18 protein-coding genes are annotated in these 19,446 nt (G+C 64.7%); 10 read left to right on the plus strand and 8 right to left on the minus strand.

Going from position 1 to position 19,446, the window contains the following annotated elements; translation table 11 throughout:
• Positions 1-24: 24 nt before the first annotated feature.
• Together HDIA_RS05275 and HDIA_RS05280 are read left to right on the plus strand one after the other, a co-directional pair.
• On the plus strand, positions 25-1,188 hold the full coding sequence (locus HDIA_RS05275) for a class I SAM-dependent methyltransferase (protein ID WP_157775331.1): 1,164 nt from the start codon (positions 25-27) through the stop codon (positions 1,186-1,188).
• 213 nt (positions 1,189-1,401) lie between these two features.
• On the plus strand, positions 1,402-2,568 hold the full coding sequence (locus HDIA_RS05280; RefSeq protein ID WP_099555038.1) for a M20 aminoacylase family protein: 1,167 nt from the start codon (positions 1,402-1,404) through the stop codon (positions 2,566-2,568).
• Positions 2,569-2,577: 9 nt separating this feature from the next.
• On the opposite strand, the gene HDIA_RS05285 is transcribed toward HDIA_RS05280, so the two are convergent.
• From HDIA_RS05285 to HDIA_RS05295, 3 genes are all read right to left on the minus strand, one after another.
• Positions 2,578-3,327: a 16S rRNA (uracil(1498)-N(3))-methyltransferase gene (locus HDIA_RS05285; RefSeq protein ID WP_099555041.1), complete on the minus strand. Its 750-nt coding sequence runs from the start codon at positions 3,325-3,327 to the stop codon at positions 2,578-2,580.
• 98 nt (positions 3,328-3,425) lie between these two features.
• Positions 3,426-4,388 (minus strand): class I SAM-dependent methyltransferase, encoded by a 963-nt coding sequence (locus tag HDIA_RS05290; protein WP_099555043.1) that lies wholly within the window; start codon positions 4,386-4,388, stop codon positions 3,426-3,428.
• Positions 4,389-4,414: 26 nt separating this feature from the next.
• A complete protein-coding gene (locus tag HDIA_RS05295; protein ID WP_099555045.1) occupies positions 4,415-5,401 on the minus strand; it encodes a fatty acid desaturase in 987 nt (328 codons plus the stop codon).
• 236 nt (positions 5,402-5,637) lie between these two features.
• On the opposite strand from HDIA_RS05295, the gene HDIA_RS05300 reads away from it, so the two are divergent.
• Complete coding sequence (locus HDIA_RS05300; protein ID WP_099555047.1) at positions 5,638-6,960, plus strand: DUF3422 family protein; 1,323 nt, start codon at positions 5,638-5,640, stop codon at positions 6,958-6,960.
• Positions 6,961-6,977: 17 nt separating this feature from the next.
• Here HDIA_RS05300 and HDIA_RS05305 read toward each other — a convergent pair whose 3' ends face one another.
• Entirely contained in the window at positions 6,978-7,913 is a 936-nt protein-coding gene (locus HDIA_RS05305; protein WP_099555049.1) for a LysR family transcriptional regulator, read from the minus strand.
• Positions 7,914-8,106: 193 nt separating this feature from the next.
• Between HDIA_RS05305 and HDIA_RS05310 the strand changes: the two genes are divergently transcribed.
• The 5 genes from HDIA_RS05310 to HDIA_RS05330 all read left to right on the plus strand — a co-directional run bounded on the left by HDIA_RS05310 (position 8,107) and on the right by HDIA_RS05330 (position 13,447).
• On the plus strand, positions 8,107-9,603 hold the full coding sequence (locus HDIA_RS05310; protein ID WP_099555051.1) for an FAD-linked oxidase C-terminal domain-containing protein: 1,497 nt from the start codon (positions 8,107-8,109) through the stop codon (positions 9,601-9,603).
• Positions 9,604-9,660: 57 nt separating this feature from the next.
• A complete protein-coding gene (gene glcE, locus HDIA_RS05315; RefSeq protein ID WP_099555053.1) occupies positions 9,661-10,860 on the plus strand; it encodes a glycolate oxidase subunit GlcE in 1,200 nt (399 codons plus the stop codon).
• Positions 10,861-10,864: 4 nt separating this feature from the next.
• A complete protein-coding gene (glcF, locus tag HDIA_RS05320; protein WP_099555055.1) occupies positions 10,865-12,169 on the plus strand; it encodes a glycolate oxidase subunit GlcF in 1,305 nt (434 codons plus the stop codon).
• 223 nt (positions 12,170-12,392) lie between these two features.
• A complete protein-coding gene (locus tag HDIA_RS05325; protein ID WP_099555057.1) occupies positions 12,393-12,785 on the plus strand; it encodes a flagellar basal body rod protein FlgC in 393 nt (130 codons plus the stop codon).
• Between the two features lie 296 nt (positions 12,786-13,081).
• Positions 13,082-13,447: a lysozyme inhibitor LprI family protein gene (locus HDIA_RS05330; RefSeq protein ID WP_099555059.1), complete on the plus strand. Its 366-nt coding sequence runs from the start codon at positions 13,082-13,084 to the stop codon at positions 13,445-13,447.
• A gap of 84 nt (positions 13,448-13,531) precedes the next feature.
• On the opposite strand, the gene HDIA_RS05335 is transcribed toward HDIA_RS05330, so the two are convergent.
• Together HDIA_RS05335 and HDIA_RS05340 are read right to left on the minus strand one after the other, a co-directional pair.
• Positions 13,532-14,257, minus strand: a complete 726-nt coding sequence (locus tag HDIA_RS05335) for a L,D-transpeptidase (protein WP_173796184.1) — start codon at positions 14,255-14,257, stop codon at positions 13,532-13,534.
• A 358-nt stretch (positions 14,258-14,615) separates the two neighbouring features.
• On the minus strand, positions 14,616-15,272 hold the full coding sequence (locus HDIA_RS05340; RefSeq protein WP_157775333.1) for a DUF2927 domain-containing protein: 657 nt from the start codon (positions 15,270-15,272) through the stop codon (positions 14,616-14,618).
• 517 nt (positions 15,273-15,789) lie between these two features.
• Between HDIA_RS05340 and HDIA_RS05345 the strand changes: the two genes are divergently transcribed.
• Both HDIA_RS05345 and HDIA_RS05350 read left to right on the plus strand, forming a co-directional pair.
• Positions 15,790-16,521 carry a protein phosphatase CheZ gene (locus HDIA_RS05345; protein WP_099555063.1) on the plus strand — a complete coding sequence of 244 codons (732 nt, stop codon included), beginning with the start codon at positions 15,790-15,792 and terminating at the stop codon, positions 16,519-16,521.
• Positions 16,522-16,622: 101 nt separating this feature from the next.
• On the plus strand, positions 16,623-17,267 hold the full coding sequence (locus HDIA_RS05350; protein ID WP_099555065.1) for a DNA-3-methyladenine glycosylase I: 645 nt from the start codon (positions 16,623-16,625) through the stop codon (positions 17,265-17,267).
• A gap of 21 nt (positions 17,268-17,288) precedes the next feature.
• Here the strand turns inward: HDIA_RS05350 and hisG are convergent, their stop codons facing one another.
• Positions 17,289-18,296, minus strand: coding sequence for an ATP phosphoribosyltransferase (hisG, locus tag HDIA_RS05355; protein ID WP_099555067.1), 1,008 nt, complete (start codon positions 18,294-18,296; stop codon positions 17,289-17,291).
• Positions 18,293-19,444 (minus strand): ATP phosphoribosyltransferase regulatory subunit, encoded by a 1,152-nt coding sequence (locus tag HDIA_RS05360; protein WP_099555068.1) that lies wholly within the window; start codon positions 19,442-19,444, stop codon positions 18,293-18,295. The genes hisG and HDIA_RS05360 overlap by 4 nt, the downstream gene beginning before the upstream one ends.
• Between the last annotated feature and the right edge of the window lie 2 nt (positions 19,445-19,446).

Here is a 19,446-nt window from a genome sequence, read left to right on the forward strand (position 1 = left end):
CCAATGTCGCTCGGAGAACTGAAATTGCCAATCACTCATCCGCTTCGCAATGTCGGACGCTCAGACGTATGGCACCTGACCAGCAACTATTTTCCGGATGTCGATGAAAGCGAGAGGTTCGTCTACCCGCCGCTCAATGATCCCGACCCGCTCGACCGCGCACTCGCGGAGCGCCTGCTCGGCGTCTATTTGCGAATGGATGAGCATCAGCAACGGCATATCGAGCCGCAGGATCGTCCGGCTTCGGGCGTCTGGGAGATGTTCAAGCATGAATATCATGGAGAGCTCTACAGGCTCCTGCATGATCGGGACGTCGATGGCTTGATGCACTACATGCGGGCGGGGTTTCGCAAGGGCATCGCGCAAGGCGTGGGCGGCGGAGAGAACACCTACAATCAGATGGTGAATTCGCCGCATGGCGAGGGCAACAGGCTTATTCTCATGAAGGACCGCGCCATCTCCTTGGCAATGGCCATCGGAGCGCTGCCGTATGAGAACCCGGAACAGGGCATCTACGGCGAGCATTGCGGAAAATCGTTCAGGGAACTGGTGGACCTCATTGAGGCCCGTCTCGGCATCGAGATTGTCCGGCCCAGCATCATGGGCATCTATGGCGTTGCGCTTGGAAACGGCCTTCTCGACTTCAAGGCCACCGATGATGCCTACTGCGTCCACCGCATGTCGGCGCTCCTGGGATCCCGCGAGACGTCCATCGCCGAGATCGGTGGAGGTTTCGGTGGCTCCGCCTTTCAGGCACTGCGATGCGGGTTCCGCCGCTATGCCATCTTCGACCTTCCCACCGTCAATCTTCTTCAGGGATATTTCCTCTGCAGGACCTTCGGGCCCGACAACGTCGGAATGTTCGGCGAGGATGCCGACGACCGGATCATCCAGGTCCAGCCGTGGTGGGAATTCTACAACGAGAAACGCTCCTACGATCTGGTCTACAATCGCGATTCACTGCCCGAGATCCCGGAAAGACAGGCCGTCGATTATCTCAACGAGATTCGTCGGCGGGAAATACCCTTCCTGTCCATCAATCAGGAAGGAAAGGCGCTCGCAGGCCAGCCGGATCTTCATCAGCTCAGCGTCAATGAACTGGCCTCGAACAGCGGCTTGAGCGCCAGGACGAGATTTCCTTACTGGCTGAGGCGGGGCTATGTCGAAGAGACCTATGATCCGGTTTGAGCCGCCGTCCAGTTGTAGCCCTGCGTCGTTGCCGGTCACGCGAGAGCGATGAGCCGGCACGGCGGGCGTTCGTGGCGACGCCCCCGATTGTGCATTGCGGCGAACGAAAGAACCGTCGTACCAATAGGCGATGAGGACAAGCCCCGTTCCGGCATGATCCGGGACGGGGTCTGGTCGTTTTGGTGTCTCCACTTTGGGAGCAGACGGCTCGCGATGAACAAACTGGTCGAGATCAAGGACCTTCTGCCCGCGCTCGTCGAACTTCGACGCGACTTTCACCGCCATCCCGAACTCGGTTTCAAGGAGCACCGCACCGCGGCGCGCGTCGCCGACGAGTTGCGTGCGCTGGGGCTGGAGGTCACGACGGGCGTCGGCGGAACGGGCGTCGTCGGCGTGCTGCGCAACGGTTCGTCCGACCGGGCCGTCGGACTTCGGGCGGACATGGACGCGCTGCCGATTGTCGAGGCGACCGGTCTGCCATATGCCAGCCAGACGCCGGGCGTCTTTCACGGCTGCGGCCATGACGGCCACACGACGATGCTTCTTGGCACGGCCCGTCACCTTGCCCGCACAAAGCGCTTCGACGGCACCGTCATTTTCATTTTCCAGCCGGCGGAAGAGGGGCTCGGTGGCGGCAAGGCCATGGTCGAGGACGGGCTCTTTGAGCGTTTCCCCATGAACGAGGTCTATGCCCTTCACAACTGGCCGGATCTTCCCGCCGGCACGGCCGCGACGATGCCGGGGCCCTTCATGGCCGCAGCCGACGTTCTGGAAATCAGCGTCAAGGGCAAGGGCGGGCACGCGGCGATGCCGCACGAAACGCCGGACGCCATCCTTGCCGCGAGCCAACTCGTCGCGGCGCTGCATACGCTGGTCTCGCGCCGCATTCACCCCGCCGACAGCGCCGTTCTTTCCATCTCGACGATTTCCGGGGGCATGACGAACAACGTGCTTCCTGGCCGGGTCGATCTGACCGGCACGGTCCGCACCTTCGACCCCGCCGTCCAAGCGCGGATCGAGCAGTCGATCCGCTCCGTCGCCGCCGGCATCGGAATCGCCACCGAGACGACAATCGACGTCGAATATCGTCGCGGCTATCCGCCAACCGTCAACGATCCCACTTGCGCGGAATGGATGCTCGAAGCGGCAGGGGTGGCGGGCCTCAAGGCGGAACTCGCAACGAAGCCGTCTTTTGGCGCCGAGGATTTCTCATACCTTCTGGAGCATTGCCCCGGCGCTTATCTCTGGCTCGGACAGGGCCGCACGGACGATGAGCCGCCGCTGCACCATGCGTCTTACGACTTCAACGACGACGTGATCGGCGACGGAATCGCCGTCTTCACGAAGATCGTGGAAGGGCGGTTGTCCGCGTCCGATTGAGTTCGGCGCTCAGCGCCAGTCGCCGATCGTTGCCTGGATGACCGCAAGGGCCGCCACGCCCGCCGTGTCGGCGCGCAGGATGCGCGGCCCGAGCGGGATCGTGGTGACGAAGGGCAGGGCGCGCAGTCGCTCGCGTTCCTCCTGCGAGAATCCGCCTTCCGGTCCGATCAGCACAGCCAGCGGTCCGGACCCGAGCGCCGAGAGCGCCGGCACGGGATTGGTCGTGTCCTCGCCTTCGTCGCAGAAGATGAGCCTCCGGCCCGGCTCGCTTGCCTCCCAGTCGTCGAGGAGCCTCACGAGCGCAACGTCTTCCTCCACCTCGGGCACGTGCAGCACACCGCACTGCTCGGCCGCCTCGATCACGTTGGCGCGCATGCGGTCGAGATTGACCCGGCTGGCCTGCGTGTGATGCGTCATGACGGGCTGCAGGCGTCCGACGCCCATCTCGACTGCCTTCTGGACCATATAGTCGAGCCGGGCATGCTTCAGCGGCGCGAAAAGATAGAGAAGATCCGGCGCGGGCGGCTGCGGCCGGGTCTGTTCCTCGGCGACAAGATCTGCCGACTTGCGCCCCGATGCTTCGATTCGGGCGCGGAACTCGCCGTCACGGCCATTGAAGACCAGCACCGCGTCGCCCGACTTCAGCCGCAGCACGTTGAGGAGATAGTTCGCCTGCTCGCGCGCCAGCGGCAGCGTCGCACCGGGCTGGAGCGGGGCATCGAGAAAGAGCCGCGGCGTGCGGAAGTCGGAATGGGCCATGTCTACTCTGGATTGTACTTGCCACAGTCTTCGGGCGCAGAGCGGTTGCCGGCACGCCTGCAAGCGTCGGTAAAGCCGCTCCGCGCGTCCTTTCGATTCTACGACGGACGCTTCGCCACGATGGTCATGGAACCATGCGGACGCAACAGGTTCGCCAGAAGATCGAACGGCAGAAAGAGCAACGAAATGCCGGCGAACATCATGCCTCGCTTGCGCCTCGCCGACTGGCTGAAGAGGCAATTGCCGACAGAAATCGCCCACCAGGCATAGCTGCCGGCAATGCGCTCGACGTCAAAGCCACTGAGCGCCATCGCCGTCTTCACGTTGCGGTGGTCGAACAGGGTCAGATGCCGGGGGAAATGATAGCCGCCCCAGCGCCGGCCGAAGACGTACCGGTCCAGCGACAGGTGGTTGGGCGTGATGATCATCGCCTTGCCGTTCGGGCGCAGCAGCGTCTTGATGCGCAGAAGGAAGCCGACCGGATCGGCGACATGCTCGATCAGATTCGAGCAGTAGATGAGGTCGAAGCTCGCATCGGCAAGGTCGACGTCCTCCAGTTGCCCGAGGTGGAACTCGATGTCGGGGTTGGCCGCAAGGCCGAGGTCCTTGATGTCGATGCCGCACACCGAAGCCTTCGGATTGATCGCCAGAATCCGCTCCAGAAGCGCGCCGTTGCCGCAGCCGATTTCCAGAATGCGGGGGGCATTGTTGCCCGCAAGTTCTATGGCGGTCCGGGCGTCGCGTGAGACGAGCATGCGTTTCATCGCGCCGAAGAGCGATTTTTTCGGCCTTGAATAACTCTGGTAGTCATCGGGATAGAGCGCGGGGATTTCCGCGGCCGGCACGCGCGGGACCTGCATCACGAACCCGCAGTCGTCGCATCGGAAGTAGCCGGATGCCCGCTCAATCCCATACTCGTGGTCCTTCATCGAAGGATAGAGCGGCGACAGGAGACCGGCTGGCCCGCTGCCAGCGGCGCAAATCAGGCATTGCTCGGCACCGGCGAGCGCCTGAGACCTCCGCTCGGTGAGGGGCGGGGCCGTCACGGCATCAAGACCCACGAACGAAGTCCGGGAAACAGTCAAATCTAGGCCTCCTGCCGGACGGTTGGCTGATAGGCACCGGGTTCCTGCGCGAGTTCGATCAGCTTGCCGATGTAGCTGCCGGAAATCAGTTCGCCTCTCTGGTCGTAGAAGCGTGCCTCGTCCCTCAGATAACGATGCATTCGCGACAGCCGGTAGGGCGGGATCATGGGCCAGCCGTGATGCTCACAGTGGAAATTGAAACTCTGAGGCGCGAAGTAGGAATTCTCCAGTGCCGTGGCGAGGGTCGTGACGGTCGCATCATCCTCGCCGGGGTGTTCGGCGAGGAACCGCAAACGGCTGAGAAGCGGGTTCCAACTGACGGCGAGGTAGAGCCAGAGCGGGTATTCCCACCAGCAGTCGGCGGCAAGCAGCAGAGCGAGCAGCGCCAACTGGCATCCGAAGATATGCGTCAGCGCGAAAAAGCGCTTGAACGTGGCGCTCTTCGCCTGCGTCTCGATCGCGCTTCGAGCCTTTCCGGCATCTGCCTTCAGGAAATACTTTGCGACCAGACGAAGCGACTCCATGCCGAGGGCATAGCGCAGGATCATCCACGCAAGTCCGCCTTCCTGTCGCACGGTTGCGAGACTGACGTGTTCCGGGTCGTCCTTGCTGCCATTGTGCGCATGATGCTTCAGGTGGACCTTGCGGTAGGCCGCGACGTCCATCCCGATCCAGCCGGCCGCGAGCCAGTTCGCCAGCCGGTCGTTGCGTGCGGCCGACTTGCTGTAGAAATAATGCGATGCGTCGTGGACGAGTGTCTGGAAGTGGCGCTGCGCGGCAAGCAGCGCGAGGCACGCGAGTGGTACGCTGAGCCACAGCGCATCGAACTGGCCGGCGGCGACGGCAAGCGCGAGAAACAGGAATGGTTTCAGCGCGTAGAGTGCGATCCAGAGCGTGCTCCGCTCAAGCACGTCCTCGGGGAGGCGGATGCTTCTCAGATCGTCCAGAATGGGACGGGGATCGCTCGCCGCCTGCGTTTCGGAGGTCATGTCGATAGGGCTCCGGTGGTCACAACCAGCAAGTGACTGTTGGGCAACGACCTTTATATTTCGCTAACCTGCCCGGAACGGCGGCATCGCCTGGCCGGGACGATCGAGGGGGCAGGAGGGCGAGCCCCGCAAACTCCATTCGCCAAACAACAGACCCCTCGCGCCGGCTTGTCACGGTGTGTCCGTCATGCGAATCCGGTAAGGAGACATCGGCGTGGACGGATCGCGCCGGTGAGATGCGGGCTTCGGGGGAGGATGCGGCGGTGGCCGAAGACAGTGGCGGGCTAAAAAGCTGGACGATGCATCCCTTGAGGGCGCGGGTCATTGGCGAGGTGCACGCGCGCCCCTTCCGTCTTGTGGAAACGCCGCGTGTCGTCCTCCATTATGCCTTCACGACGACGGCCGAGGAGGCGGCGGCCGACCTTGCCTTCCTCGGCGAACTCTGCCGCACCCATGGCGAGCCGGCGCCCGACCGCGATGCCAGCCTGCACCAGGCGAAGATCATGGGCGGGACGCTGCGCTGGGAGCGGCATTCCGAATTCACAACCTATACCTTCGACGTCGCCCCGCTCGCGGGACGCCGGCCCTTCGCGGCCTTCGACCATCATCCCTTCGGCGCGGGCTTCAAGCCGCCCGGCAAGCTGCTCGTCGCGGTACGGCTCGACGTCGTCCGCGAGGAGGACGTGCCGGAATCCTCTGGCGGTCCGCTGGCCTTTTTCGAGGAGGTCTGGGTGTCCGCCTCGATGGCGGTCGAGGGCACGGCACTGATCGCGACCGACTTCCGCGCCGACGGCGACGGACGCACGCGCATCCTCATCGTCGACAAGGGGCTGCATCCGCGCCAGTCGGGCGCGCTGATCCAGCGGCTTTTGGAAATCGAAACTTATCGGACCTTCGCCGTTCTCGGCCTGCCCGAGGCGCAGCGCATCGCGCCGGATATCGCCAAGATCGAGAACCGCCTTCTGGAAAGCGTGGAGACGCTGCGCCAGTCGCAGGGGCTCTCCCAGAACCGGGAGCTTCTGGGCGAACTTACCGGCCTATCGGCGGAACTGGAGGCGGTAACGGCCGCCAGTGCCTTCCGCTTTGGGGCGAGTTGGGCCTATCACGAAATCGTCCAGCAGCGGCTCGATGCCATCCGCGAGGATCCCTACAAGGGCTATTCCACCTGGGGAGCCTTCCTCCGCCGCCGCACGGTGCCGGCGATGCGTACGATCCGCTCCATTCAGACCCGGCAGACCGATCTGGCGACCCGGCTCGGTCGCGCCGGCGACCTCCTGCGCACCCGCATCGATGTGGAGCTTGAGGAGCAGAACCGGGACCTGCTCGATTCCATGAACCGGCGCGCACGCCTGCAACTGCGCCTGCAGCAGACGGTCGAGGGCCTCTCGGTTGCGGCGGTGAGCTACTATATCGTCGGGCTGATCGGCTATCTCTTCAAGGGCTCCAAGATCTTCCACGTCGAAGTGGACCCCGGCATTCTGACAGCCTTCGCGGTGCCCTTCGTCCTCGCCTTCGTCTGGTGGACGGTGCGGCGCATCCGCCATCACCACGAGGAATGACGGTGGCGGAGGCCGGTTTATTCGGCTGCCGTCGGCCGGTTGAGCACGGCGTCGAGACCCTTGTCCCAATAGGGCGAGGGACCGTAGAGGCCGGCGAGATAGTCGATGAAGACGCGGACCTTCGCGGCAAGGAAGCGCCGGCTCGGGTAGACCGCATAGACGCCGACATGCTTCGACGCGCGATAGTCCGGCAGCACGATCTTGAGCTTGCCGGCAGACAGATCCGGCCCGATGTCCCAGGTCGAGCGAAGGGCGATGCCGACGCCGGCGAGCGTCAGCTCGCGCACGACCTCCGAGGAGTTGGTCTGGACAGGGCCGCTGGCGCGAACGGCAATCGGGCCGCCCGGGCCTTCCAGGCGCCACGGGTCCTGATGCGCCGCCGCAAGGCACACATGCTCGGCCAGGTCGTCGATCGACTGCGGCATGCCGTGCTTTTCGAGATATTTCGGCGAGGCGCAGAGAATGCGGTGGGTCGGGGCGAGGCGGCGCACGACGAGGCTCGAATCGGCCAGTTCGGCGATGCGGATCGCAAGATCGAAGCCTTCGCCCACCACGTCGACGAAATCGTCCGAAAGGACGAGGTTGACGCCAAGATCGGGGTTCTTGTCGAGGAACTCGCCGAGATAAGGTGCGATGTGCATGCGTCCGAAGGACGTCGGCGCGGACACCTTCAGCGTGCCGCGCGCCAGCGCCGAGCGCCGCGAGACATAGGATTCGGCCTCCTCGATCGAGGCGAGGATGGCGACGATCCGCTCGTAGAACCCCTGTCCGGCTTCCGTCAGCGCGATCTGCCTGGTCGTTCGCTGCAGCAGGCGGGTGCCGAGGCGGTCTTCCAGGCGTCGGATGCGTTTGGAGACCACGGCTGGCGAAAGGGCCATCTCTCGGCCGGCGGCGGACATGCTGCCGGCGGTGACGACTCGGGCGAAGATTTCTAGGTCGGCGATATCGGGCATCGTGGGCGCCTGCCGGGGGGTTGCCAAGGCTATTGTAGTCATGAAGATGACATATGGTGATTTGTGTCTTCGTCCAGTCCAAGTCAATTGGCAAGGGGCAACGGTGGTATCTGGCATTAAAAATGCCAAAATAGGCGTCGTTTTTCGCCAAAAAGCTTAATATCGATCGATTTAGCAAGGGAAGGTGGAGGAAATGAGCGGCCCGACGATGCCGGAACCGGATGCCGGGGTAATCGCGCGGCGAGGCGAGATCGTTGCCGCCCTGCGCACGATGCTGGCCGAGGAAAGCGTGATTGATTCGCCCGTTTCCCTGAAGCCCTACGAGAGCGACGGACTGACGGCCTATCACCAGCTTCCGCTGGTCGTGGTGCTGCCGGAGACGGTCGAGGAGGTCTCGACCGTCCTGAAATATTGCCAGGCGAACGGCGTCAAGGTGGTTCCGCGCGGGGCCGGCACGTCGTTGTCGGGTGGTGCGCTGCCGCTTGCCGACGCCGTGCTGATGTCGATGATGAAGTTCAACCGCGTGCTCGACATCGATTTCGACAACCGCTGTGCCGTCGTGCAGCCGGGCGTCACCAACCTCGGCATCACCAAGGCGGTGGAGCATGCCGGCTTCTATTATGCGCCCGATCCCTCGTCCCAGATTGCCTGCTCCATCGGCGGCAACGTCGCGGAGAATTCCGGCGGCGTGCACTGCCTGAAATACGGCCTGACGACCAATAACGTGCTCGGCGTCGAGATGGTGCTGATGACCGGCGAGGTCGTCCGCCTCGGCGGCAAGCATCTGGATGCGGAGGGTTACGATCTCCTCGGTCTCGTGATCGGCTCGGAAGGCTTGCTCGGCGTCGTCACCGAGGTGACGGTGCGCATTCTCAAGAGCCCGGAGACGGCGCGGGCGCTGCTCGTCGGCTTCAATTCCTCCGAGGCGGCCGGCAAGACAGTGGCCGAGGTCATTGCCGCCGGCATCATTCCCGGTGGCATGGAGATGATGGACCGCCCGGCGATACTGGCGGCGGAAGATTTCGTCAAGGTCGGCTATCCGCTCGATGCGGAGGCGCTGCTCATCGTCGAGCTCGACGGCCCGCCGGTCGAGGTGGATATCCTGATCGAGGAAGTCGAGGCGATCGCGCGGAGCAACGGGGCGACGACCCTCAAGGTCTCCGGTTCCGACGCCGAGCGCATGGCCTTCTGGGCGGGCCGCAAGGCGGCCTTCCCCGCCGTCGGCCGGATTTCGCCCGACTACTACTGCATGGACGGCACGATCCCGCGCAAGGCGCTGCCGCAGGTGCTGACCGGCATGAAGGAGCTTTCCGAGCACTACGAGCTGGAATGCGCCAATGTCTTCCACGCAGGAGACGGCAACCTTCACCCGCTGATCCTCTATGATGCCAACAACCCCGGCGAACTGGAACGGGCGGAGAATTTCGGGGCCGACATCCTGCGCCTTTGCGTGAAGGTCGGCGGGGTGCTCACCGGTGAGCATGGCGTCGGCGTCGAGAAGCGCGACCTGATGCCGGAGATGTTCGACGAGGTGGATCTCGCCCACCAGATGCGCGTCAAATGCGCCTTCGATGATGGTCAACTTCTCAACCCCGGCAAGGTTTTCCCCAAACTTCACCGTTGCGCCGAACTTGGCCGCATGCACATACATCGCGGCGAGATACCCTTTGCCGATCTGCCGCGCTTCTGATCGCGGACCAGGGGACCGGAAACGCGACAGGCAACAACAAGAACAACGGACACACCCATGCCCTCCAGTGAGGACGAGATTGTCGACATCGTGAAGACCGCCGCCTCGGCGGGGCAGACGATCGATCTTTGCGGCCACGGCACGAAGCGCGGCTTCGGACAGCCCTTTGCCGCGGATCGCCGAGTCGAGTTGCCCCGGATGTCGGGCATCGTGCTCTACGAGCCGGAAGAGCTGGTCGTGACCGTGAAGGCCGGCACCCCCCTCATCGAGATCGAACGTATCCTCGACGAGAACAACCAGTTGCTCGCCTTCGAGCCGGCCGACCTCGGCCCGCTCTATGGATCAGGGCCGCGCCAGTCAACGATCGGCGGCGCCATCGGCTGCAATCTCTCCGGCCCGCGGCGCATCCGCCAGGGTGCCGCGCGCGACCATGTGCTCGGCGTCCGCGCGGTTTCCGGCCGCGGCGAGTTGTTCAAGTCGGGCGGGCGCGTGGTCAAGAACGTCACCGGCTATGATCTTTCAAAGGTCCTGACCGGCTCCTTCGGCACGCTGGCGGCACTCACCGAGATCACGCTCAAGGTGGTGCCGAAGCCGCGCACCAGTTGCACGCTGGTGATCGAGGGACTGGGTGACGAGAGGGCGGTTGCCGCTCTATCGGCAGCCCTCGGCTCGCCGGCGGATATCTCGGGCGCCGCCCATCTGCCACCGGCTGTGGCTGTCGACCTGAAATTCGGAAACTCCGCAACGCTGATGCGGATCGAGGGCATCTCCGCCTCCGTGGATGACCGCGCCGACCGGCTGGCCGACAGATTGTCCGAATTCGGCAAGGCGCGCCGGCTTGACGCGGAGGCGAGCGCCGATCTTTGGCAGAGCCTGCGCGACGTGGCGCCTTTCGCTGCCGCGCCGGAAACCGCGATCTGGCGCGTGAGCGTTTCGCCGACGGCCGGGCCGGGCATCGTCTCCCGGCTGCCGGACGATATCGGCCTGAGGCACTATTACGACTGGGGAGGCGGTCTTGTCTGGCTGGATTTCCCCGAGGACGCACTGCCGGACGGCGGCGCATCCGTCATCCGCTCTGCGGTGGCCGAAAGCGGGGGAGGGCATGCGACGCTTCTGCGTGCTTCCGATGAACTGCGTGCCCGTGTCCCGGTTTTCCAGCCGCAGCCAGCCCCCCTTGCCGCACTCACCGAACGGCTGCGCCATCAGTTCGATCCGCTCGGTATCCTCAATCCCGGCCGGATGACGTTGAGGGCTTGAAATCATGCAGACCCATTTCACGCCCGCTCAGCTTGAGGATCCAAGGATCTCCGCCTCTGAGCGCATCCTCAGAACCTGCGTTCACTGCGGATTCTGCACCGCGACCTGCCCGACCTTCGTGCTCACCGGCGACGAACTCGACAGCCCGCGCGGGCGCATCTACCTCATCAAGGACATGCTGGAAAACGACCGGCCTGCCGACGAGGTGACGGCCCTCCACGTCGACCGCTGCCTGACGTGCCTGTCGTGCATGACCACCTGCCCCTCCGGCGTCGACTACATGCATCTTGTCGACCATGCCAGGGTCCACATCGCCAGGACCTACCGCCGCCCGGCGGGCGACCGCTATGTCCGCAAGATGCTGGCGATGGTGCTGCCCCATCCCGGCCGCTTCCGTCTCGCGTTGGCGGCAGCCCGTCTCGGCAGCCCGTTCGCCGGGCTGCTTGGCTCGATGGGTGAGACGGGCAAGCGCCTTGCCGGCATGCTGGTGCTGGCGCCGAAGGCGTTGCCGAAGCGGGTCGGACCGAAGCCCGGCACCGTGACCATGGCCGAAGGCGTCTGCCGGTCCCGTGTCGCGCTCTTGTCCGGCTGCGCGCAGTCGGTGCTCGATCCGGGGATCAACGCCGCCACGACCCGGCTGCTCGCAAGGGTCGGCGTCGAAGTCGTCCTGCCGCGCGGCGAGGGCTGCTGCGGCGCCCTCGTCCAGCATATGGGCGAGGAGGAAGACGCCCGCGACTTCGCCCGCCGCAATGTCGACGCCTGGATGAAGGAGATCGACGGCGACGGGCTCGACGCCATCGTCATCACGGCGTCGGGATGCGGCACCACCATCAAGGACTACGGCCACCTTCTGGCCGACGATCCGGAGTATGCGGACCGCGCGGCCAGGGTCGCGAGCCTTGCCATGGATATCAGCGAGTATCTCGGCAGCCTGTCGCTTCCGGAGCCGTCGGTGAAATCCGGACTTCGCGTCGCCTATCATTCCGCCTGTTCGCTGCAGCACGGCCAGAAGGTTCGCGAGTTGCCGCAACGGCTGCTTGGCGCCGCCGGCTTCGAGGTCATGAACGTCCCGGAAAGCCATCTCTGCTGCGGCTCGGCGGGCACCTACAACATCCTGCAACCAAAATTTGCCGATCGGCTGAAAGCCCGCAAGGTCCGCAATATCGAAAGCCTGACGCCCGACGTGATCGCCGCCGGCAACATTGGCTGCATGACGCAGATCGGCTCGGGAACGGCCGTTCCGGTGGTTCACACGGCCGAACTGCTCGACTGGGCCTACGGCGGCGACAAGCCCGCTGCGCTTGGCTGAGCGGGCGGGCTGCTCCCTCGCGCTTTGCACGGCATTTGATCGATGCAGTTGAGGAAACGGAAAGCTCAACCGGCGTAAACTCCCCGTCGGTTGGGTCTTGCGGCGACGTTCGCGTCGCGGCTGGAGCGGTCATCACGCCGCTCCATGCTCTTGAATGCGGACCATGACGCTCTCGTTCATGCGCAGTCGCTTGAAGGCGTTATGCTCCAGGGGAGTTGGGTTCATGCTTTCGGCTATCCGTTCGTCGCTTTCCGGCATGATGGCGGCCTCGAAACGTCTTGAGGTCTCGGCGGCCAACGTCGCCAATGTCCGGACGACCGGCAAGGTTCCCGACGCGACTGGGGCAAGCAACGCCTATGCGCCGGCGGTCGTGAGCCAGACAGCGACCGCGTCGGGCGTTGCAACGCAGGTGACGACGAAGCCGCAGCCCTATCGCCTCGCCTATGACCCCGACAGCCCGAATGCCAACGCCGACGGTCTCGTCGCCGAGCCCAATGTCGATCTCACCTCGGAGGTCGTCAATCAGATCAGCGCCAAGTTTGCCTACGAAGCTTCGGTGAAGACCCTCAAGGTTGCTGACGAGATGACGCAGAAGACGCTGGATATTCTATCCTGACCGCGTCTTCACTTGCGATTTCCGGCCCTGAGCCATGACCGGTCTTTGCGTTGTTGTCGGGAATTCCGTGTTGCAATGCGAAAAAATCGGCTTCCAGCAGCCCTTGCGTCTTTTTCTTCGTGCTTGGTTGATGCTACGGTGGCAACCGTTGTGCGTTGCGATGACGTGGTTCCAATGGCGGCAAGCCGTTGGGCGGAGTGGGGATCAATTACCGGCCACAGCGTCATCGACCGGCATTGTAAGTGGGTTGCCGGCCAACCATTTATTTGAATTCGTTGGACTTGGTTTGCAGGGTCATGAGAAATAATCGTCATCACAAAAGGGGTTCGGACAGGGCCAGCCGTCTGGGGGCTGCCGTCTTTGTCGCGACCCTTCTGTTTCCGCTGGGCGGCTGGACCGCCGCGATCAAGCCGAGCTTTGACTGCGATCAGGCTCACGGCGATGTGGAGAATTTGATCTGCTCGGACGATGAACTGGCGCAGCTCGACCTGAAGCTGGCCAAGACGATGGCGACCGCGCTGGCGAAGGCGTCTGCCGTCGATGTTTCCGGGCTGAAGAACGAGGAGCGGGACTGGCGGCGCAAGCGCAATGGCTGCGCCAAGGCCTCCGATCCGCGCCAGTGCACGGTCAACGCCTATCAGAATTTCCTCGGGCGTCTGTGATTTCCTCCATGCCTTGAAAAGGACGGAGCCGCCGCACCTTTCGGCACGGCGGCTCGCGACAATCCTTGGAAGAGGACGGAAGGCTCAGCGCAGGACGACGACCTTCGTGCCGACATTCACGCGCGTGTAGAGGTCTTTGACATCCTCGTTGCGCATGCGGATGCAGCCGGACGAGACGGCCTGGCCGATCGTCCAGGGCTGCGACGTGCCGTGGATGCGATAGAGCGTCGAGCCGAGGTAGAGCGCGCGGGCGCCGAGCGGGTTTTTCGGCCCGCCTTCCATGTAGCGCGGCAGGTCCGGCTGGCGCTGGCGCATTTCCGGCGGCGGTGTCCAGCCCGGCCATTCGGCCTTGCGGGTGATCTTGTGGGTTCCGGCCCAGGCAAAGCCGGGGCGGCCGACGCCGACGCCATAGCGCCGTGCGCGCCCGTTCTGCTCGACCAGGAAGAGATGGCGATCTTCGGTGTCGATCACGATCGTGCCCGGCTTGTAGGGGCCGGAGTAGTCGACCACCGTCGGCAGGAACTCGGGGGCAAGCTGCCGGGTCGGGGTCACGGCGACCGTTCTCGGCTGGACATTCGCCTGCTGCCGCTGCTCCCTGCGCGGATCAGGCAGGCGTGTGGCTCGTGCCTGGGCCTTGGGCGCGGCATAGATCGGCTTCTGGCCAGGACGAAGCTGGAGCACCCACGGATCGACCGCATCGGGGCTCAGCACGACCGGCGGCGGTGTGGCATAGCGAACGCTGGCCGCATGGGCCGGGGCGAATGTGGCCGCCATTGCCGCGGCGGCCAGGAACAGACGAAAATTCTTCATCGACAGACCCAATACGAAACAGTCGTGGATGACCTCCCGAGGACCGGTGGACGCGTGTCCGTCGCCGGTTCCCGGGTCGCGAAAATGCCGGAATGCCATCGCCGACGCCGCCCGCCGCTGCATGACCCGCATGCGGCAGTCAACGTTCGATGACGGCACTGCGGTGACGATGCACCGCGTCCGTTGCCGGCAACGCTACGTGGAAATTCGGAATCGATTGGTGAATCGAAGCTGGTTCCGATCGCTTCAATTCGAGCGATTTGACGGCAGGGTTAATGGTCCGTCTGGAAAGATCGTGAACGAATTGCAACCACGCGGAGAGGCTGCTCGTCGCCGTTTGCGCCGGAGGGCGTCCCGATCAACGCAGCTTGCGCCGCACGTCGCGGATCACCTGAGGCAGGAGAGGCGTTACGTCCGCCATGGTCATGCCGCAGGTGATGCGCGGATCGTAGAGCATGTTGACGATCGCCCGGTCGAAGGCCGTCAGCCGCTGGTAGTGCGACGTGTCGTTGAACATGGAGAGCTTCAGCGAGTTGTCGTCGTTGATCGGCCCGAGCCCCTGGAGGATTTCCTCGACCATGCAGCGGTTGAAGAGGTATGCCCCTTCGTCCGCGACGATATAGGATGTCGTTTGCCGGATCGACGAGCGGCCGTAGTGCATCACGGTGGCGCATTGACCGGGCAGCTCGCCGCTAAGGGACGCCAGCGACGGCCTCGCCCGGTAGTTCGCCCGCGTGGTGATGATGACGTCGAAGTTGGCTTTCTCGCCGGGCATGGCGAGACGGGCATCGAGGCCGGGAACGATCCGCGGCAGCCGGGCGATGAAGTCGGCCACCTTCCGGTCCATTCCCTTGCCCGTCCTGTCCTCGACGGAAAAGCGGACGGGTTGCTCGAACTTCCGCAGGCGCGAGCGCGGCGAACGGGTCCGCCCCTCGGTCCCGAAGACGGTCATGAGAAAGCCGTGCGAAAGCTGGGCGTCGGAAATATGCGAAAGGCTGCCGGCATCGGCAGGCACCGAGGCAATCGTCAGGGAGACCAAAGCAACCGTTGCAAGGCGAAACAGCCTTCGAGCGGCAGAATTCAAAAGCGCAGGAAACGAACCGGGCGAGGCTGGCCTCGTCTTGGGCGGCGAAATGAACCCCTGCATGCGACAGGTCCTTCGATCGGCGGTCAAAAGGCGATGCTGTCCTCGTGCCTGTTGCCCGGTTGACGACAACGCCACGCCGCCGCCCCGGACGTGGTGCTCTGCTTCATTCTCTCCGGTCGGCCCGACAGGCACTCGGCTGCCTTCGCGCCCCGCTTCGACCGTGCCTCTCGTTCGGTCGACGGCTCCCGGTGATGAACACATGGATCGCCGCAAAGACTGCCGGACGAGAGAGCCTTTTGAAAGTTAATTTAAAGTGAGAACTGGACAATTCGGGTCGACGGGAATGACCCGCCATTTCCGAGGTGCGCCAACCGCGTCAGTAAAAACAGATTGTTAATGAGCCATCGGTATTTTCCGGAATGTTGCGCACTGGAGATGAGCAGACATGTCGATGAGGCGGCGGGCTTACCGGATCGAATCCTTCATGAACGGTTCTGAGGGATTGGCCACGCATGCGCCCCGTTCGGCTGCACCCTCGTCCGCGGACACGGCGGCGATCCTGAGAGAGATCCAGGATCTGAAGCGCCTCATCACGCCGTCCCAGGATATCAGCGCCACGGTTCTTGACGACTATCGCCGCCAGTTCAGCGAGGCGATGAAGCTGAAGTCGGAGATGGACGAGATCCAGGCCGCGATCCTGCAGACCAAGCGCGAGATCGCGACGCTGCATGTCTCCAATTTCGAGGGGCGGGAAATGTCCCGCGTCACCGACGAACTCGATGCCGTCGTCAACGGCACGGAAATGGCGACGGAATCGATCCTGTCCGCCGCCGAGGCGATCGACGACGCCGCCAACACGCTCAGCGCCCGCACCAAGGGCGAGGACCACGACCTTGCCGCCGACATCCAGGAACGGGTGGTCGGCATCTTCGAGGCCTGCAACTTCCAGGACCTCACCGGCCAGCGCATCACCAAGGTCGTCAATGCCCTGCGCTTCGTCGAGGATCGCGTCAACCGGATGATCGAGATCTGGGGCGGCATGGAGGGCTTCTCGGAGATCGAGGCCGAAGAGATGGCCAAGCGCGAGGGCGACGCCGCTCTCCTCAACGGCCCGGCTCTCGATCACGTCGATGAAGATATCGCCAGCCAGGACGATATCGACGCGCTGTTCGCCTGATCCATTCGATTCAGTCCATCCGAAGGCCGTCCGAAGCAGCGGGTTGCGGGGCATTTTCGGGTGTGATAAGGAACAAAAAGAGAACGATACGCGAGGGCGCCATGGAAGACGCACGGGGAGACGGACTGGATGTCGGTGCCGATGGGATCGCACGCTGCTGGTGGCAGGGCGGCCTTGACGACTATCGCCGCTATCACGACGAGGAATGGGGGCGTCCCGTCGCCGACAACCGGCTGATGTTCGAAAAGCTGTGTCTGGAGGGGTTCCAGTCAGGGCTTTCGTGGCTGACGATTTTGCGCAAGCGTGAGAATTTCCGCGCCGCCTTCGCCGGTTTCGACATCGACAAGGTGGCCGAATACGGCGATGCGGATGTCGAGCGCCTGCTGGGCGATGCCGGCATCGTCCGCCACAAGGGCAAGATCCTCGCTGTCATCAACAACGCCAAACGCGCCCGGGCGATGCGCGACCGGGGGCTGATCCTGTCCGCGCTCGTCTGGAGCCATGAGCCCGATCCGGAAAGCCGGCCCAAGGTCTGCGACAAGGCGGCGCTGATGACGCTCGGCAAGACGAAGGAGTCGACGGCGCTCTCCAAGCTGCTGCGCAAGGATGGCTGGTCTTTCGTCGGACCGACGACGGTCTACGCCTTCATGCAGTCGATGGGCGTCGTCAACGACCATGTCGAGGGCTGCCACTGCCGCGCCCATGTAGAGGCGGCGCGGGCGGCCTTCGTCCGGCCTGCTTGGTAGCGGAACCGGAAGGGCAGGGCCTCAGCCGAGCCGTGCCGCCAGCGCGTCGTAGAGCGGATTCTCGGCCTTGAAGACATAGTCCATGCGCGAGACCGTGATGGTCGTGGCGCCCTGCGACAGCAGGTAGGTCGAAAGATCGTGCACCCGGCCGGCCGGCGTCAGCAGGATGACGCGGCCCTCGGCAGACGCGAACGGCGCGCTGACGCCGAAGCGTTCGGCCAGTTCCCCGGTGATGCCCGTCGCCGCCGTCAGGTCGGCCTCCACGCGCAACGTCGCGCGGGCCTCGGCATCGGCCGCGATGCGGGTCAGGATCGCGCGCGCGGCCGCCTTCTGGTCGTCTCCCCAGGTCGCGGCCAGCGAGGCGACGAGCGCGGCCTGCGAGCGCATGATCGTCGCATCGTCGATGATCTTGAGCCCGTTGTCGGCGAGCGTGCGGCCGGTCGAGGTGATGTCGACGATGAGTTCGGCGGTGCCGGCGGCGGGCGCCCCCTCGGTCGCGCCGGGGCTTTCCACGATCAGATAATCGTAGACGCCGTGGCCGGTGAGGAAGCGGCGGGTGAGGCCGACATATTTCGTCGCGACCCGCATCGGCCGGTGGTGCTTCAGGCGGAAGCGCGCGGCGACATCGGCAAGGTCGGCCATCGAGACGACGTCGAGCCAGGCCTGTGGCACGGCGATGACGAGATTGGCGTGGCCGAAGCCGAGCCGCGTGATGAGGTGTGCGGGCGCGGGCGCAAAGTCGTCCAATGTTTCGCCCGGCTCGATCTCGGCATGGGCGGGGCCGAGCGTTTCGTGCAGAAGGTCCGTGCCGGTGATGGCAAGATGCACGTTGCCGGCGCCGACCTCGCGGGCGATCTCGGAGGCGGAACGGAACTGCACCTCGACGCTGTCGAGCCCGGCGATGGTGCCGAAATAGTCGCGGCTGCCGCGCGCCTGCCGGATGACGAGGCCGGCGCGCTCGAAGAAGGCGAGCGTCTGCTCCTGAAGCCGTCCCTTGGAGGGGATCGCGATGACGAGATTGCCGTTCACGATGACGCCTCCAGTCCTGCGAGCCGTTCGGTCCAGACCGCAAAGCCGACTGCCTTGACGTCGGCCGGTGCGCCGAAGCTCGTCATCAGCGCATCGTAGCGACCGCCGCCGCAGACCTGCCCGAGCCCGGCGGCGCGCGGGTCGGTGATGTCGAAGACGAAGCCGTCGTAATAGCCGAGCCGCCGGCCGAAGCTCGCCGAGAAGGTCACGTTGTCGAGCGCGATGCCGCTTGCCTGGAAGGCGTCGATGCGCGCCTCGAAACGGGCGATGGCGGCAGCGAGCGCACCCTTGTCGGCGCCGGCCATGAGGGCGTGCGATTTCAGCTTGTCGGCGGCCTCGGCGAGCGGCAGTTCCAGATCGAGGAAGGCGTCGACGATGTCGGTCGCGCCCGCCGGCATGACGGTCTCGGCGGCAAGCGTTGCCTGCTCCAGCACACGTTCGGCGATTTCCGATGTCGTGCGCCCGCCGACGGACTGGATGCCGGCGATGGAGAGGATGTCGGCGAAGAGTTCGCCCACTCGCTCGCTCGGAAACTCCGACAGCGCCTTGATCACGTCGGCATGGGGCGAGAACTGGGCAAAGCCGCTCGCCGGCGCATGCATGTGGCGCACCGTCTCGCGCACCTTGCGCGGGTCGCCGAACTGGGTCATCAGGCGGCGCTTCCAGGCGGCGGGAAGCGCCAGCGCATCGAGAAGGGCGGCAAAGAGGCCAACGTCGCCGATGGTCACCTGCGGCGCGGAAACGCCGTTGTCGCGGGCAATGTCGAGCGCCAGCGCGAGAATTTCGGCATCCGCGCCCGCCGGGTCATGGCGGCCGATGAGCTCGCCGCCCATCTGCCAGACCTCGTCGCTCTCGCCAGCACGGCCGTTGCGGAAGATCTGACCGGAATAGCTGAAGCGGACGGCATCGCCGGCAATCCCGGTCGCCACCGCCTTGCGGCAGACGGGGATCGTGAACTCGGGGCGCAGGCAGCGCTCGACGCCGCGCCCGTCGGTGGTGACGAACATGCGGCGGCGGAATTCCTCGCCGGAAATGCGCACGAAGTCTTCCATCGGCAGCAGAACCGGCACCTCGACGGGCGCAAAGCCTGCCCCGGCAAAGCGTTCCGAGACGCGCGCGATGGTCCTGGCGACGGCCCCGTCCTGCATGG

The organism is Hartmannibacter diazotrophicus (assembly GCF_900231165.1).
GTDB lineage: Bacteria > Pseudomonadota > Alphaproteobacteria > Rhizobiales > Pleomorphomonadaceae > Hartmannibacter > Hartmannibacter diazotrophicus.

Excerpts from the sequence above, each read along its gene's own strand:
- HDIA_RS05330 (WP_099555059.1), top strand. The coding sequence starts at position 13,082 with ATGAGAAATAATCGTCATCACAAAAGGGGTTCGGACAGGGCCAGCCGT.
- HDIA_RS05310 (WP_099555051.1), top strand. The coding sequence starts at position 8,107 with ATGAGCGGCCCGACGATGCCGGAACCGGATGCCGGGGTAATCGCGCGG.
- HDIA_RS05325 (WP_099555057.1), top strand. The coding sequence starts at position 12,393 with ATGCTTTCGGCTATCCGTTCGTCGCTTTCCGGCATGATGGCGGCCTCG.
- HDIA_RS05300 (WP_099555047.1), top strand. The coding sequence starts at position 5,638 with ATGCGGGCTTCGGGGGAGGATGCGGCGGTGGCCGAAGACAGTGGCGGG.
- HDIA_RS05280 (WP_099555038.1), top strand. The coding sequence starts at position 1,402 with ATGAACAAACTGGTCGAGATCAAGGACCTTCTGCCCGCGCTCGTCGAA.
- HDIA_RS05335 (WP_173796184.1), bottom strand. The coding sequence starts at position 14,257 with ATGAAGAATTTTCGTCTGTTCCTGGCCGCCGCGGCAATGGCGGCCACA.
- HDIA_RS05360 (WP_099555068.1), bottom strand. The coding sequence starts at position 19,444 with ATGCAGGACGGGGCCGTCGCCAGGACCATCGCGCGCGTCTCGGAACGC.
- HDIA_RS05295 (WP_099555045.1), bottom strand. The coding sequence starts at position 5,401 with ATGACCTCCGAAACGCAGGCGGCGAGCGATCCCCGTCCCATTCTGGAC.
- HDIA_RS05285 (WP_099555041.1), bottom strand. The coding sequence starts at position 3,327 with ATGGCCCATTCCGACTTCCGCACGCCGCGGCTCTTTCTCGATGCCCCG.
- glcF (WP_099555055.1), top strand. The coding sequence starts at position 10,865 with ATGCAGACCCATTTCACGCCCGCTCAGCTTGAGGATCCAAGGATCTCC.
- HDIA_RS05305 (WP_099555049.1), bottom strand. The coding sequence starts at position 7,913 with ATGCCCGATATCGCCGACCTAGAAATCTTCGCCCGAGTCGTCACCGCC.
- HDIA_RS05345 (WP_099555063.1), top strand. The coding sequence starts at position 15,790 with ATGTCGATGAGGCGGCGGGCTTACCGGATCGAATCCTTCATGAACGGT.
- HDIA_RS05350 (WP_099555065.1), top strand. The coding sequence starts at position 16,623 with ATGGAAGACGCACGGGGAGACGGACTGGATGTCGGTGCCGATGGGATC.
- glcE (WP_099555053.1), top strand. The coding sequence starts at position 9,661 with ATGCCCTCCAGTGAGGACGAGATTGTCGACATCGTGAAGACCGCCGCC.